Origin of the sequence: Xanthomonas campestris pv. badrii (assembly GCF_012848175.1) — a bacterium.
GTDB lineage: Bacteria > Pseudomonadota > Gammaproteobacteria > Xanthomonadales > Xanthomonadaceae > Xanthomonas > Xanthomonas campestris_C.
Window position 1 is genome coordinate 1,770,042 of record NZ_CP051651.1, and the last position, 14,809, is coordinate 1,784,850.

At 67.1% G+C, this 14,809-nt stretch carries 14 protein-coding genes and 1 pseudogene; 9 read left to right on the forward strand and 6 right to left on the reverse strand.

Annotated elements, in window-relative coordinates; translation table 11 throughout:
• Positions 1-52 precede the first annotated feature (52 nt).
• Positions 53-1,525: an amino acid permease gene (locus HG421_RS07495; protein ID WP_169705879.1), complete on the reverse strand. Its 1,473-nt coding sequence runs from the start codon at positions 1,523-1,525 to the stop codon at positions 53-55.
• 141 nt (positions 1,526-1,666) lie between these two features.
• Between HG421_RS07495 and HG421_RS07500 the strand changes: the two genes are divergently transcribed.
• Positions 1,667-2,251 (forward strand): NUDIX hydrolase, encoded by a 585-nt coding sequence (locus tag HG421_RS07500; RefSeq protein WP_169705880.1) that lies wholly within the window; start codon positions 1,667-1,669, stop codon positions 2,249-2,251.
• Positions 2,252-2,396: 145 nt separating this feature from the next.
• A pseudogene (locus tag HG421_RS07505) lies at positions 2,397-2,552 on the forward strand (NUDIX hydrolase); the annotation flags it as partial.
• A gap of 161 nt (positions 2,553-2,713) precedes the next feature.
• On the opposite strand, the gene serA reads toward HG421_RS07505, so the two are convergent.
• Positions 2,714-3,955 carry a phosphoglycerate dehydrogenase gene (gene serA, locus HG421_RS07510; RefSeq protein WP_169705881.1) on the reverse strand — a complete coding sequence of 414 codons (1,242 nt, stop codon included), beginning with the start codon at positions 3,953-3,955 and terminating at the stop codon, positions 2,714-2,716.
• Positions 3,956-4,164: 209 nt separating this feature from the next.
• On the opposite strand from serA, the gene HG421_RS07515 reads away from it, so the two are divergent.
• Genes HG421_RS07515 through HG421_RS07525 form a run of 3 tightly spaced genes read left to right on the forward strand, consistent with a single transcriptional unit; the run spans position 4,165 to position 7,782 of the window.
• Positions 4,165-5,583, forward strand: coding sequence for an FAD-binding oxidoreductase (locus HG421_RS07515; protein ID WP_169705882.1), 1,419 nt, complete (start codon positions 4,165-4,167; stop codon positions 5,581-5,583).
• A gap of 34 nt (positions 5,584-5,617) precedes the next feature.
• Positions 5,618-5,911, forward strand: a complete 294-nt coding sequence (locus HG421_RS07520) for a DUF2388 domain-containing protein (protein WP_169705883.1) — start codon at positions 5,618-5,620, stop codon at positions 5,909-5,911.
• A complete protein-coding gene (locus HG421_RS07525) occupies positions 5,908-7,782 on the forward strand; it encodes a DUF4105 domain-containing protein (RefSeq protein WP_169705884.1) in 1,875 nt (624 codons plus the stop codon). The genes HG421_RS07520 and HG421_RS07525 overlap by 4 nt, the downstream gene beginning before the upstream one ends.
• Positions 7,783-8,411: 629 nt before the next feature.
• On the opposite strand, the gene yeiP is transcribed toward HG421_RS07525, so the two are convergent.
• The 4 genes from yeiP to HG421_RS07545 all read right to left on the reverse strand — a co-directional run bounded on the left by yeiP (position 8,412) and on the right by HG421_RS07545 (position 11,731).
• On the reverse strand, positions 8,412-8,978 hold the full coding sequence (yeiP, locus tag HG421_RS07530) for an elongation factor P-like protein YeiP (RefSeq protein ID WP_169705885.1): 567 nt from the start codon (positions 8,976-8,978) through the stop codon (positions 8,412-8,414).
• A 107-nt stretch (positions 8,979-9,085) separates the two neighbouring features.
• Entirely contained in the window at positions 9,086-9,856 is a 771-nt protein-coding gene (locus HG421_RS07535; RefSeq protein WP_169705886.1) for an SDR family NAD(P)-dependent oxidoreductase, read from the reverse strand.
• Between the two features lie 125 nt (positions 9,857-9,981).
• Entirely contained in the window at positions 9,982-10,878 is an 897-nt protein-coding gene (locus HG421_RS07540; RefSeq protein WP_169705887.1) for a hydroxymethylglutaryl-CoA lyase, read from the reverse strand.
• A gap of 55 nt (positions 10,879-10,933) precedes the next feature.
• Entirely contained in the window at positions 10,934-11,731 is a 798-nt protein-coding gene (locus tag HG421_RS07545) for an enoyl-CoA hydratase-related protein (protein WP_169705888.1), read from the reverse strand.
• Positions 11,732-11,845: 114 nt separating this feature from the next.
• Here HG421_RS07545 and HG421_RS07550 point away from each other — a divergent pair, with 114 nt between their 5' ends.
• Genes HG421_RS07550 through HG421_RS07565 form a run of 4 tightly spaced genes read left to right on the forward strand, consistent with a single transcriptional unit; the run spans position 11,846 to position 14,767 of the window.
• Complete coding sequence (locus HG421_RS07550; RefSeq protein ID WP_169708120.1) at positions 11,846-12,094, forward strand: FeoA family protein; 249 nt, start codon at positions 11,846-11,848, stop codon at positions 12,092-12,094.
• Positions 12,091-13,950 carry a ferrous iron transporter B gene (gene feoB / locus HG421_RS07555; protein ID WP_169705889.1) on the forward strand — a complete coding sequence of 620 codons (1,860 nt, stop codon included), beginning with the start codon at positions 12,091-12,093 and terminating at the stop codon, positions 13,948-13,950. Before HG421_RS07550 ends, feoB begins: the two co-directional genes overlap by 4 nt.
• A 1-nt stretch (position 13,951) precedes the next feature.
• Positions 13,952-14,206, forward strand: coding sequence for a DUF6587 family protein (locus tag HG421_RS07560; RefSeq protein WP_169705890.1), 255 nt, complete (start codon positions 13,952-13,954; stop codon positions 14,204-14,206).
• A 60-nt stretch (positions 14,207-14,266) separates the two neighbouring features.
• Positions 14,267-14,767 carry a nuclear transport factor 2 family protein gene (locus tag HG421_RS07565; RefSeq protein ID WP_169708121.1) on the forward strand — a complete coding sequence of 167 codons (501 nt, stop codon included), beginning with the start codon at positions 14,267-14,269 and terminating at the stop codon, positions 14,765-14,767.
• Positions 14,768-14,809: the final 42 nt, after the last annotated feature.

Below are 14,809 nucleotides of genomic sequence, written 5' to 3' on the forward strand. Positions count from 1 at the left end.
TGCGCGCGATCGTTGAACGAGAAGACCGGCGCGGACGCCGGTCTTGGGAGGGTCAGGCCTTGCGGGCCAGACGGCTATGGTGGATGCCGTAGCCGAAATAAATGCACAGGCCGATCACGGTCCAGCCCACGAACACCTTCCAGTGTTCCTGGAAGGCCTGGAAGAACAGGAACAGGCAGGCCAGTGCGCCCAGCGGGCAGATCACCATTGCCAACGGCACCCGGAACGGACGTTCCAGCTCGGGCTTGGTGAAGCGCAGCACCATGACGCCGGCGCAGACGGTGGCAAAGGCGAGCAGGGTGCCCATCGAGACCAGTTCGCCCAGTACGTTCAACGGGATCATGCCGGCCAGCAGCGCGGCAACCACGCCGACGAAGAGCGTGCCGACGTAGGGCGTGTGGAACTTCGGATGCACCTTGCCGAACAGCTTGGGCATCAACCCGTCCTTGGCCATGGTGTAGAAAATGCGCGGCTGCGCCATCAGCATCACCAGCACCACCGAGGACAGGCCGGCGATCGCGCCGATCTCCACTGCAGTCTTGAGCCAGGTCAACTGCGGGTGCGCTTCCAGCGCGGTCGCCACCGGCTTGGCGGTGCCCAGCTGGGTGTAGGGCAGCAGCCCGGTCAGCACCGCACACACGATGATGTAGATCACCGTGCAGATCGCCAGCGACACCAGGATGCCGATCGGCATGTTCTTCTGCGGATCCTTGGTTTCGCCGGCCGAGGTCGAAACCGCGTCGAACCCGATGTAGGAGAAGAACACGATGGACGCCGCGCGGAACACCCCGTCCCAGCCGAACTGGCCCGGGCCGGTGTTTTCCGGGATGAAGGGGTGCCAGTTGGCCGGGTCGATATAGGCGATGCCGAAGCCGACGAACAGGCAGATCACCACCACCTTGATCGCCACCACGATCGCATTGGCGAACGCCGATTGGGTGACGCCGACATAGCACAGCATGCTCACTGCAGCGACGATCAGCACTGCCGGCAGGTTGATGAGGTTGCCTGAGCTGACGAAGCCGTGTCCGTCCCAGGCCAGCGGCGCGCCTGCCAGTTCTGCCGGGAACGGCAGCCCGAGCGTGCCGGTCAGGAAGCTGATCAGATAGGCGGACCAGCCGACCGCGACGCTGGAGCCGGCAAACAGATATTCCAGCACCAGGCACCAGCCGATGAACCAGGCGATGCCTTCGCCGAGCGTGGCGTATGAATACGAATAGGCGCTGCCGGAGACCGGCATCATCGCGGCGAATTCGGCGTAGCACAGTCCGGCGAAGGCACAGGCGATGCCGGCAAAGACGAAGGACAGCATCACCGCCGGGCCGGCATGGTTGGCCGCGGCCTGGCCGGTCAGCACGAAGATGCCGGCGCCGATCACTGCGCCGATGCCCAGCATGATCAGATGCTTGGCGGTGAGGGTCCGTTGCAGCGTGGCTTCACCCTTCAGGCTGCCTTCGACCGGTTCGCCCGCATCCACGTGGCCAGCGGGCGCAATCGGTTTGACCCTCAACAGAGACTTCAGCATTCGGTACATCCCTAAGTGGCAAAGCCAAGGCGCTGGGGCCCGGGCGAAGGTGTGCGCCGCGTCCCGAAGGGACAGGCAAGCGGCCTACCTTGCCAAAGCTACACGCTCACGACAAGCACGTACGCAGCATGAATGGCGATAATGGTCGCTTGGCCGATGGGCGACCGGGAACAACAAATGGTGGATGCAACCCTGCGGCAGCAACTGGCTGCCTACCGCACACGCTGGCCGGACGAGGCCATGGTGGCCGAGCAGTTCGCACAGCTGCTGGACGATGCCACCAATCCGTTCGTGCGCGAGCGTGTCGAAGGTCATTTCACCGGCTCGGCCTGGGTGGTCAGTGCTGACGGCACACGCACCTTGTTGACCCATCACCGCAAGCTGCAGCGCTGGCTGCAACTGGGCGGGCACGCCGATGGCGACCGCGACCTGGCCCAGGTCGCGCTCCGCGAAGCGGAAGAAGAATCCGGTTTGCCTGGCCTGAGGCTGGCGGAAGCAGACCTATTCGATCTGGACCGCCACTGGATCCCGGCACGCGGCGAGGTGGCAGGCCACTGGCACTACGACGCGCGCTACGTGGTGGTGGCCGGCGCGGACGAAGCCTTCCAGGTCAGCGAAGAATCGCTGGCCCTGGCGTGGCGCCCGATCGTCGAGTTGCTTGCAGAACCGGAGCTGGATCCGTCGCTGCGGCGCATGGCCGAGAAGTGGCTGGCCCGAGGCGTGTGATGGGGGCTGAGGGTGTGCGCCCTCATCCGCCCTGCGGGCACCTTCTCCCGCAAGCGGGAGAAGGGCAAGCGGGAGACCGATGACCTGCACTTCCTCCCTCCCGCAAGCGGGAGACCGTTCTTCTCCCGCTTGCGGGAGAAGGGGGCGCAAAACGCCGGTGGCCGGCGCGGACGAAGCCTTCGAAGTCAGCGAGGAATCGCTGGTCCTGGCGTGGCGCCCGATCGTCGAGCTGCTTGCAGACCCGGCACTGGATCCGTCGCTGCGGCGCATGGCCGAGAAGTGGCTGGCCCGAGGCGTGTGATGGGGGCTGAGGGTGTGCGCCATCATCCGCCCTGCGGGCACCTTCTCCCGCAAGCGGGAGAAGGGAGAAAGCGGGAGACCGATGACCTGCACTTTTTCTTCTCCCGCTTGCGGGAGAAGGTGGCGCAACGCGCCGGATGAGGGCGCTCGTGCAACAACAGATCAATACAAGACGCGCGTCCGCAAGGTGCCTTCGATCACCGCCAGGCCTTCCTTCAACGCGGTGGCCTGCGCTTCGCTGGCACTGACGTCGATCACCACGTAGCCGACCTTGGGGTCGGTGCGCAGGAACTGGCCGTCGATGTTGACGTTGTGGCGCGAGAACAGTTCGTTGAGCTGCGACAGCACGCCCGGCACGTTGCGGTGGATGTGCAGCAGACGCAGGCTGTCGGGGTGCTCGGGCAGCGTCACTTCGGGGAAATTCACCGCCGACAAGGTGCTGCCGTTATCGCTGTAGCGCACCAGCTTGGCGGCGACCTCGACGCCGATATTGTCCTGCGCTTCCAGCGTGCTGCCGCCCACGTGCGGGGTCAGGATCACGTTGTCGTGTGCGGTCAACTTTGATTCGAACGCATCGCCGTTGCCCTTGGGCTCGATCGGGAACACGTCCACCGCCGCGCCGCCGATCTGGCCGGAAGTGAGCGCCGCATCCAGCGCGTCGATGTCGATGACGGTGCCGCGCGAGGCGTTGATCAGGTGCGCGCCAGGCTTCATGCGGGCAAGTTCGGCCGCGCCGATCATGTCCTTGGTCGACGGGGTTTCCGGTACGTGCAAGGTGACCACGTCCGAACGCGCCAGCAGGTCGTCCAGGTCGATGGCCGCACGTGCGTTGCCCAGCGACAACTTGGTTTCGATGTCGTGGAAGATCACCTGCATGCCCAACGATTCGGCCAGCACGCCGACCTGGGTGCCGATATGCCCGTAGCCGACGATGCCCAGCACCTTGCCGCGCGTTTCGTGGCTGCCGGCGGCCGACTTGGACCAACCGCCGCGGTGGCATTCGGCATTCTTCTGCGGGATGCCGCGCAGCAACAGGATCGCTTCGGCGATGACCAGTTCGGCCACGCTGCGGGTATTGGAGTAGGGCGCGTTGAACACCGGAATGCCGGCCAGCTCGGCCGCCTCCAGGTCCACCTGATTGGTGCCGATGCAGAAGCAGCCCACCGCGATCAGGCGCTTGGCGTGCGCCAGCACCTGCGCGCTCAGCTGCGTGCGCGAGCGGATGCCGACGATATGCGCCTCGGCGATGCGGGCGATCAACTCGTCTTCCGGCAACGACTTGGCGTGCAGTTCGATCTGCGAGTAACCGGCGGCGCGGAACACATCCACCGCGGTCGGGCTGATGCCTTCCAGCAACAGCACGCGGATGTCCTGCTTGGGAAACGAGGTTTTCTTCGGCGACATGGGGGAGCGCAATGCAGCAATCGGGTCGGCAACTATGCCAGATGGGGTGCCCGATGGGGTGCTCGCAACGCACTGTTCGCCGTCCTGCAGCCCTTGTGCCGCAACGGTTTCAGCTGAATCCAACGTGCCGGTGGCGGCTGACGGTGCAGCTGGACGAGGCCGGCGCACGCTGGCAGGCTGTGCGGTTCCTATCTGCAGCGCCGCGTGCCATGACCGATCCCCGCATCCTTTCGTTGCAACAGGCCGTGCCGGCGTTGCGTTTGAAGACCGAGCCGGCCGACCTGGAACATTACGGCCGCGACTGGACGCGCCGCTGGACGCCCAATCCGCTGGCCATTGCGCTGCCCGGGTCGGTGGAGGACGTGCAGGCCGTGGTGCGCTGGGCCAATGCGCACGGTGTGGCGGTGGTGCCCTCGGGCGGCCGCACCGGTTTGTCCGGTGGTGCGGTGGCGGCCAACGGCGAGCTGGTGCTGAGCCTGGAGCGCCTGAACAAGCCGCTGGACTTCAACGCGGTGGATCGCACGCTCACCGTGCAGGCGGGCATGCCGCTGGAGGCGGTGCACAACGCCGCACGCGAGCATGGCCTGATCTATCCGGTGGATTTCGCCGCGCGTGGTTCGTGCTCGATCGGCGGCAACATCGCCACCAATGCCGGCGGGATTCGCGTGATCCGGTATGGCAACACGCGCGAGTGGGTGGCTGGCCTGAAGGTGGTGACCGGCGCCGGCGAGCTGCTGGAGCTCAACAACGCATTGGTGAAAAATTCCAGCGGCTACGACTTCCGGCACCTGATGATCGGCTCCGAGGGCACGCTGGGCATCGTGGTCGAGGCGACCTTGCGGCTGACCGATCCACCGCCGCCCAGCAATGTGATGCTGCTGGCGCTGCCCTCGTTCGATGTGCTGATGCAGGTGTTTGCCGCTTTCCGCGCGCAGCTGCGTCTGGAAGCCTTTGAGTTCTTCACCGACCGCGCACTGGAACACGTGCTGGCGCATGGCGCGCAGGCGCCCTTCGCGCAGGTGCATCCGTACTACGTCGTCACCGAATTTGCCGCCGGCGATGCGACGCAGGAAGCGGCCGCGATGGCGGCGTTCGAGACCTGCATGGAGCAGGGCTGGGTCAGCGATGGCGTGATCAGCCAGAGCGATGCGCAGGCGGCGCAGCTGTGGCGCCTGCGCGAAGGCATCACCGAGGCGCTGGCGCGCTATACGCCGTACAAGAACGACGTGTCGGTGCGGATCTCGGCAATGCCGGCATTCCTGGCCGAAACCCAGGCCTTGCTGCACGCGGCGTACCCGCATTTCGATGTGGTGTGGTTCGGCCATATCGGCGATGGCAACCTGCACATCAATGTGCTCAAGCCCGATGCCACCAGCCAGGCCGAGTTCGTGGCGGCCTGCGACCAGGTCACCAAGCTGCTGGCGCAGGCGCTGCAGCGCTTCGGCGGCAGCATCTCGGCCGAGCACGGCATCGGGTTGGTCAAGAAGCCGTATCTGTGGAGCACGCGTTCCGGTGCGGAGATCGCATTGATGCGTGGCGTCAAACATGTACTCGACCCGCATCTTTTGCTGAATCCCGGCAAGCTGTTCGAGATGGACGACGCGCCTGGCAGTACGCACGCCGGTTAGTCTTCCGGAACCTTCACATGGAAACGACGCGCCGATGATCCGCTCACTTGTGTTTTGTGCATTGACCCTGCTGCCGCTGGCGGCGTTCGCTTCCAGCTCGGCTGGCACCTCAGCCGGCGCCTCGTCGGCCGGGTCGTCCAACAGCAGCAGCTCCGGCGATGACAAGGTGGTGGCCGATGCCCGCGAGGATGCCGCCGGCTTCGTCGCCAGCAATGGCGCCATTCGTGGCGCACGTCTGGAAGCGGCGCTGCTGCAGCTGCGCACGCGCAGCGATGCCGCGCGCCTGGCCAGCGACCTGGAACTGGCGCAGTCCATCCTGGCGCAGTGAGTCCACGCCGGCGCTGCGCTTGGTGGGTGGTCGTGGCGATCGCCGCGGCCGCACAGCTTGACGCCGCCGCCGCGCCGGTCTCGCAGATCGACATCGTGTCGTCGGTAGCGGGCCCGGCCGACCGCGCGGCCAGCGATGCGCTGGTGCAGCAGGTGGTGCGGCGCCTGCCACCGCGTTGGGTCGAGCGTTTGCAGGCGCCGGTCGCCTTGCAGTGGCGAGACGATCTGCCGGCCCAGGTGCATGGCCGTGCCATCGGTCAGCGCATTCTGCTCGACCGCGCCCTGTTGCAGGCATGGCGCGCGCAGCCGGACAGTGCGCGCGGTGATGTCACAGCACCGTCCACACGCGCCGTCATGGCGGCGCTGGTGCACGAGTTGGCGCATGTCCTCGACCGCGGCAGTGGCAGCGCCTTGTCGCGCGATCCGCGGTTGCGCGACCTGGCCGGCTGGCAGGTGCGGCCCTGGCGCATCGGACGCGGTGCCAACCGTTTCAGCGACCGCAGCCCTGACGACTATGAGCGTCGCAGCCCGGCCGAGTTTATCGCGGTCAATCTGGAACATTTCGTGCTGGACCCTGACTACGCCTGCCGGCGGCCGGCACTGGCGGCGTGGTTGTCGCAGCAGCTGGGTCCGCCGCAGGATGCCGCACCGTGTACGCCGGCATTGCCGTATCTGCAGGCCGACAACGATGCCGGTGCGATGTCCTTGCTGACGCTGGACCCGGCGCGCGTCTATGCGGTGGACTACCTGCTCGCCGAGGGCAACGAACAGCCGATGAGCCGCTGGGGCCACAGCATGCTGCGGCTGGTGATCTGCGCGCCCGGCCGTGCGCCCGGGCCGGCGTGCCGGCTGGACCTGCAGTACCACCGCGTGCTGTCGTTCCGCGCCTTCGTTGGCGATGTGCAGATTTCCAGCTGGCGCGGGCTCACCGGCTCGTATCCCTCGCGCCTGTTCGTGCTGTCGTTGAACCAGGTGGTGGACGAATACACCAAGGTGGAATTGCGCGCCCTGTCGTCGGTGCCGTTGGCGTTGACACCGGCGGAGATCGCCGCGCTGCTCGCGCGTGCGGCGCAGGTGCACTGGAGTTACGACGGGCGCTATTACTTCGTCAGCAACAACTGTGCGGTGGAGACCTACAAGCTGCTGCACGACGGCGTGCCGCGTCTGGCCGCCGCCAGCCTGTCGTCGATCACGCCGCGCGGCGTGCGCCAGCGCCTGCAACGCGCGGGCATTGCCGACATGGCCGTGCTGGACGATCACGCGCAGGCCACGCGTCAGGGCTATTACTTCGAATCGGCGGCCACGCATTACCAGGCCATGTTCGATGTACTCCGGCGTGGCCTGCCGGTGCCGCAGACCAGCGTGGCGCAGTGGCTGGATGCGGCGCCGCAGGCGCGCGCGCAGTGGTTCGATCGCGGCGGCCTGCGCGAAACCGCGGCGGCCTTGTTGCTGGAACAGGCCGCGTTGCGGCGCCAGGAGTTACTGGCGCGCGATGCCATCAAGCACCTGCTGCGTCCGGGTTCGGTCGAACTGGATACAGTGCAGGCGCAGCTGCAACAGTTGTTCGCCCGCCAAGCGCAGCTCAGTCACCCGGCGGCCTTGCTGGACGGTGACGGTTACGGGCTGCCGCAACCGAACGAACACGATCGCCTGATCGCGCAAGTGAAGCGGTCCAGTGCCGGGCTCGCCGATGGCTGGAAGCAGTTGCAGCACCAGGGCCGGCAACAGTTGCCACCACTGCTGCGCGAGCGGCTGACGCAAGGCGAGGCCAATGTGCAGCAGTTGCAGGCGCGACTGCGCGTGCTTGCGCGCGGTGATGCGGCCGCCGACAACGTGCCATCGGGCATGCGCACGCCGCTGCAGGTGCAATAGCGAACCGGGCGACGGGAATGGGGCGCAGTAGGAGCCTCTCTCCGCCGTGGCGAGAAGGCGGGGCTTGCGCGCCGCTGGCACGAAGGCTTTGGCGCGCCCGCGTTGCAAGCGCGGGCAAGGGCCGGGGCGGGGGTGCGATGAGGATACGGAGCGAAGCCCACGTGTCATTCCAACTGCATGAGGCTTCGCCCTTACCCTCATCCGGCGCTACGCGCCACCTTCTCCCCGGCGGGAGAAGGGAAGCAAGCACTGCACCTGACGGTCAGCGGCGAAAAGCCCCTCTCCCGTCGGGGCGAGAAGGCACGGCTTGCGCGCCGCTGGCGCGCGTGCCTTGGAGCGCCCGCGTCGCAAGCGCGGGCCGGGGCGCGGAGCGGGGGGTGGGGTGAGGGTACGGAGGGAAGCTCTCGTGTCATTCCAACTGCATGAGGCTTCGCCCTTACCCCCATGCGACGCTACGCACCGCTTTTTCCGCATGAAGGAGAACAACGTCCCGAGAAGAGAAGGGACACCTCAGTCAGCTGGTTGCTGATCCGCTTGCGCCGCAGCCGGCGCCAACGCGGGCGTCGGTACCGGTCTGGCGGTGCAGGCAGCAAGCAGCCCCAGCGACAGGGCTGCGGGCAGGTGCCGCATCAGTCGGCGCGGCCGGCGAATTCGCCGGTGGTGGTGTTGACCAGCACGCGTTCGCCGTTGCTGATGTACTCGGGCACCATGATTTCCATTCCGGTGTTGAGCTTGGCCGGCTTCGGGCGCTTGGTGGCGGTGCCACCCTTGAGTTCGGGCGGGGTTTCCACCACTTCCAGCGTCACTGTCTGCGGCAGTTGCACCGCCACCGGCTGGTCGTCGATCACCTGCACGTAGATGCCCGCCAGGCCATCGGTGATGTACCCGGCATCGTTGCCGATCACATCCGCGTCCAGCGTGTAGGGCGTGAAATCTTCGTCGTCCATGAACACGAACGCCTCGCCATCCTTGTACGAAAACGTGGACTGACGGCGCAGCAGCTCGACGTCCGGCAGGTTGTCGTCGGCATCGAAGCTGGCGTCCAGCTTGGCGCCGCCGGGCACGCTGTACATGATGAAGCGGAAACGCACGTTGCCACCGCGCCCCTGCGGCGAGCTGCGCTCGATGTCGCGGATCTGGTAAATGCCGCCGTTGTATTCGACGACGTTGCCTTTCTTGATGTCGTTGGCTTTCATGGGAATCGGGAGTAGGGAATGGAGAATGGGGAATCGAAAAAGCCGGGGCCGGGGTGCTGAGAGTAGGGTGCCGTTGCAATTCCCTATTCCCGAATCCCGATTCCCGGCTACTTGGGTGCCAACCGCACGCCGCCGTCCAGGCGGATCACTTCGCCGTTGAGATAGCGGTTGCGCAGGATGAAGGCGACGGTGTCGGCGTATTCGTCGGGTTGGCCCAGGCGGGAGGGGAACGGGATCGCTGCGGACAGCGATTGCTGTACCGCTTCGGGCATGCCGTCGACCATGGGGGTCCAGAATACGCCAGGGGCAATCGTCATCACGCGGATGCCGAAACGCGCCAGCTCGCGTGCCATCGGCAGGGTCATGCCGACCACGCCGCCCTTGCTGGCGGCATACGCGGCTTGGCCGATCTGGCCCTCGTAGGCGGCCACCGACGCGGTGTGGATGATGACCCCGCGCTCGCCATCGTCACCGGCGGTGTTGTGCTGCATGACATCGGCCGCGGCCTTGGCGACATTGAAGCTGCCGACCAGGTTGACCAGCACCGTGGTGCGGAAGGTGGCCAGCGGCATCGGCGCCTCCTTGCCCAGCACGCGGCCAGCGCCCAGGATGCCGGCGCAGTTCACCACCAGATTCAGTCCGCCCAATGACTGCGCGGCCTGCGCGATATTGGCCGACACCTGCGCCTCATCGGTGACATCGGTGGCGAGGTAATGCGCGTTGCCGGCGCCGAGCGATGCCAGCGCCGCATCGGCCTTGTCGGCATTGACGTCGAACAGCGCGACCTTGCCGCCGTCGGCAACGATGCGCTGCGCCACGGCCAGGCCCAACCCGGAGACGCCACCGGTGATCACGGCAAGGACAGACGTTGGCTGCATGGAGGGTTCCCCTGAAGAAGCGCTGCGGGCCGACACAGGTCGGCGCGCGAGCGGGTTGGCGCGCGGCCGGCAATTCTAGCCCAAGCCCTGGCGCGATCGTGGTGGTGGTAACGGCCTTGCGGCCCTCAACCAGCCGCCGCCAGGGCCTTGCCGGTCTTGCTGCCGGTCTCGCGGCCGAGCAGTTGCGCCAGCCAGCGGCCGGTGCGGGCCAGGGCGGGCAGGTCGATGCCGGTGGACATGCCCAGGCCATGCAGCAGGTACACCACGTCTTCGCTGGCAACGTTGCCGCTGGCGCCCTTGGCGTAGGGGCAACCGCCGGCACCGGAGACGGCGGCATCGACCACGCGCACGCCTTCCTCGAGGCAGGCGGCGATATTGGCCAGCGCCTGGCCATAGGTATCGTGGAAATGCACGGCCAGTGCCTGCATCGGCACCTGCTGCGCTACCGCGGCCAGCATCTGCTGCGCCTTGCGCGGCGTGCCGACCCCGATGGTGTCGCCCAGCGAGATCTCATAGCAGCCCAGTGCGTACAGCCGTTGTGCGACATCCACCACGTCGGCGACCGGCACCTCGCCCTGGTAGGGGCAGCCGAGCACGGTGGAGACATAGCCGCGCACGCGCATGCCATCGATGGCGGCCTGCTCCAGGATCGGGCGGAACCGCTCGATCGATTCGTCGATGCCGGCATTGGTATTGGTGCGGTTGAACGTCTCCGACGCGGCCGTGAAGACCGCCACCTCGCGCGCACCGGCGGCCTGCGCACGGGTATAGCCCTGCAGGTTCGGCACCAGCACCGGGTAGGCGATGCCCGGCAGCTGGGTGATACCGGCGAACACCTCGGCGGCGTCGGCCAGTTGCGGCACCCAGCGTGGGCTGACGAAGCTGGTGGCTTCGATGGTGCGCAGGCCGGTGGCCGACAATCGATCGATCAGCGCGATCTTGTCGGCAGTGGCGATCGGTTGCGCCTCGTTCTGCAGTCCATCGCGCGGGCCAACTTCGACGATGCGGACGAAGTCGCTCATGCGCCTGCACCGCCCTGCAGGCCGCTGCAAGCCATGCCCACGCGGTCGACCGCGCTCACGCCACCCTCTCCGGCACCCAGGCGGGCGCGCGCTTGTCCAGGAACGCGCCAAGGCCTTCCTGGCCCTCGGGCGACACGCGCAGGCGGGCGATCCAGGCCGCGTTGGCGGCATCGATGGCATCGCGGTCGGCGGGCGGCATGACCGAGCGCACCAACGCCTTGGCATGGCTGGCGGCCAGCGGCGCGGCGGCCAGCAGCAGGCGAACCTGGCGTTCCACCGCCGTATCCAGTTGATCGGCCGCCACCAGCTGGTGCAACAAGCCCAGCAACTGCGCGGTGCCGGCATCGAAGATTTCGGCGGTGGCAAACCAGCGCCGCGCCTGGCGCGCACCGATGGCGGCAACGACATACGGCGAGATCACCGCCGGCAACAGCCCCAGCTTGCTTTCGGTCAGGCCGAAGCGCGCCTCGGTGCAGCCGATGGCGATATCGCAACAGGCCACCAGGCCCACGCCACCACCGAAGGCTGCGCCATTGACCCGCGCGATGGTGGGCTTGGGCAGCTCGTCCAGCGTGCGCATCAGTCGCGCCAGCGCCAGCGCATCGGCGGCATTCTCTGCTTCGCTGGCGCCGGCCATGCCGCGCATCCAGTTCAGGTCCGCGCCCGCGGAAAACGCAGCACCGGCACCGGTCACCACCACCACGCGGATCTGCGGCGCGCTGCCGGCCTGCAGCAAGGCCTCGGTGAGCGCCGCGATCAGCGTCGCATCGAAGGCGTTGTGCACCGTGGGGCGGTGCAGGCGCAAGGTGCGGACCGGTCCCTGGTCCTCGACGATCAAGCCGGTGTCCTGCATTGCGTACGTCCATGAATGGGTTGCGAACCATCATAGCGGCACGGGTCGCCGCAGCCATGACGCGGTGCGTCGATGCTAGAATTGAGAACCATTCCTATCAATCAGGCCGTCTTTGTGACGTTGTCCGACATGCCCCTGCAGTGCGCCGCCATCGTGGATTCCGTGGAGGATCGCCTCCCCAACGACACGATCGCGCGGCGCCTGCGCGAGCTCGGGTTTGTCGCGGGCGAGGAAGTCACCGTGCTGGCCACCGGGCCGGTGGGCCGCGAGCCGCTGCTGGTGCAGGTGGGCTATACGCGCTTTGCCCTGCGCCGCAGCGAGGCGGCACGGGTGCAGGTGCGGCAGGAGGGAGCATCGGCATGAACGCGGCAGTGGTTCCCTTGCGTCTGGCGTTGGTGGGCAATCCCAACAGTGGCAAGACCGCGCTGTTCAATCAGCTGACCGGCAGCCGCCAGAAGGTGGCCAACTACACCGGGGTCACCGTCGAGCGCAAGGAAGGCCACTTCCGCGCGCCGTCCGGACGCGATTTCGCGGTGCTGGATCTGCCCGGTGCCTACAGCCTGCAGCCGGCCAGCCTGGACGAGGCGATCACCCGCGACCTGTGCCGCGGCTTCTATCCCGGCGAACCGGCACCGGACGTGCTGGTGTGCGTGATGGATGCGACCAATCTGCGCCTGCACCTGCGCTTTGCGCTGGAGCTGCGCGAACTGGGCCGGCCGATGATCGTGGCATTGAACATGGTCGATGCTGCGCAGCGACGCGGCATCGTCATCGACCTGCCGGCGCTGGAACAGGCGCTGGGCGTGCCGGTGGTGGAAACCGTGGCGGTGCGGCGCGGTGGCGCCAAGGCCCTGGTGCAACGGCTCGACACGCAGGCGGCCAGCCTGGCTGCGCCGACCGCCGCGCCCCCGGCCGATGGCAATTACCACGCGCTGGTGCGGCAGATCCTGAGTGCGGCGGTGACCATGCCCACGCGCACCTCGCGCGTGGACGACGCGCTGGACCGCTGGCTGCTGCATCCGGTCTGGGGGCTGGTGACGCTGGCGGTGGTGATGTTCCTGATCTTCCAGGCGGTGTACGCCTGGGCCACCCCAGTGATGGACCTGATCGATGCCGGCACTGCGATGCTGGGCGAGTGGGTGGGCACCACCTTGCCGGAAGGCCCGCTCAACAGCCTGCTCAAGGACGGCATCATCGCCGGCCTGGGCGGGGTGATCGTGTTCCTGCCGCAGATCCTGATCCTGTTCGCCTTCATCCTGGCGCTGGAAGAATCCGGCTACCTGCCGCGTGCGGCGTTCCTGCTCGATCGCATGATGGCGGCGGCCGGCTTGTCCGGGCGCTCGTTCATTCCGTTGCTGTCGAGTTTCGCGTGTGCGGTGCCGGGCATCATGTCCACCCGCAGCATCCAGGATCCGCGCGACCGGCTGGCCACCATCATGGTCGCGCCGCTGATGACGTGTTCGGCGCGCCTGCCGGTGTACGCGTTGCTGATCGGGGCCTTCATTCCGCAGAAGACGGTCTGGGGCATCTTCAATCAGCAGGGGCTGGTGCTGTTCGCGCTGTATGCCGCGGCCATCGTCAGTGCACTGCTGGTGTCGTGGACGATGAAGAAGTGGCGCCGCGACAAGAGCGAGCACCCGCTGATGCTGGAGTTGCCGTCCTACCGCGTGCCGCAGCTGCGCGACCTGGCGCTGGGGCTGTGGGAGCGCGCCTGGATCTTCCTCAAGCGCGTGGGCGGCATCATCCTGGCGCTGACCATCCTGTTGTGGTTCCTGCTCTCGTTCCCGGCGGCGCCGGCCAATGCCACCATGCCGGCGATCGACTACAGCTTTGCCGGCCGCATCGGCCACGCAATGGCGGTGTTCTTCGCACCGCTGGGCTTCAACTGGCAGATCTGCATTGCGCTGATTCCCGGTCTGGCTGCGCGCGAAGTGGCGGTGGCCTCGCTGGCCACGGTGTACGCGCTGTCGGCCGCCGATGACGATGCCGCAGCGCAGGCCCTGTCGCCGCTGATCAGCGATGGCTGGTCGCTGGCCACCGCGCTGTCGCTGCTGGTCTGGTACATCTACGCGCCGATGTGCATCTCCACCTTGGCCACGATCAAGCGCGAAACCAATTCGTGGAAGCAGATGACCATCAGCGCGGTGTACCTGTTCGCGCTGGCCTACCTGGCCTCGCTGGTGACCTACCAGCTGGCGGTCGCGCTCGGGGCTGGCTGACATGGACCTGTCGCTCACCCTGCAATACCTGGTCATCGCCGTCGCGGTGCTGCTCAGCCTGTGGGTGGTGATGAACAAGCAGTTTCCCGGCACGGTGCGCCGCTTGCGCGGGGCGCTTGCGCTCGCTCTGCTGCGCGCCGGCCGGCCGGCCTGGATGCACGTACTCGGCCGCCGCATCGCACCGCCGGCCACGCAGGGTGGCGCATCCTGCGGCGGTTGCGACAGTTGCGGCCCGACGCAGCCACGCAAGCACTGACGCACGCAACCTCGGCTACACTTGCGCGGCCGCAGGACGCGGCATGACAGGGGGATGGGAATGCGTTTGCTGGTGTTGCTGGCGATGCTGGCCGCGGTGGCCGGGCTGTACAACTACGGCGGTAACTCGCTGGACGAAAAGCAGGTGCGCGATTTCTACGCCGCCCAGGACAAGGCGATGATGGGCCAGGATGGGCAGGCGCTGTGCAAGATGACGGCACCGGACTTCGAAATGGTGGTCCTGTACCGCATGGATTCCCACCAGAAGCGCGAGACCACCAACCGCGCCAAATACTGCAAATCCAACGGCGAGTGGGCGCAGGTGCTGAGCCAGATGCGGCATGTGGCAGAGCCGGAAGAACTGATCGACTACAAGCAGACGATCACCAAGATCGAGATTGCGCCCGACGAGCAGTCGGCGCTGGTGGAAACGCGCGCCACGCTCGGTCTGCCGGGCATGCGCATGACCTTCCGCTCGCGTGACACGCTGATCCGCAAACGCTGGAAAACGCTGATCACGCGCAGCGAGGGCACCGCCTGGGTCGGGCCGGCTTACCAATAGCCTGGTGCCCGCAATGGCGGCGCGCTTCACGCTGCAGTGCAC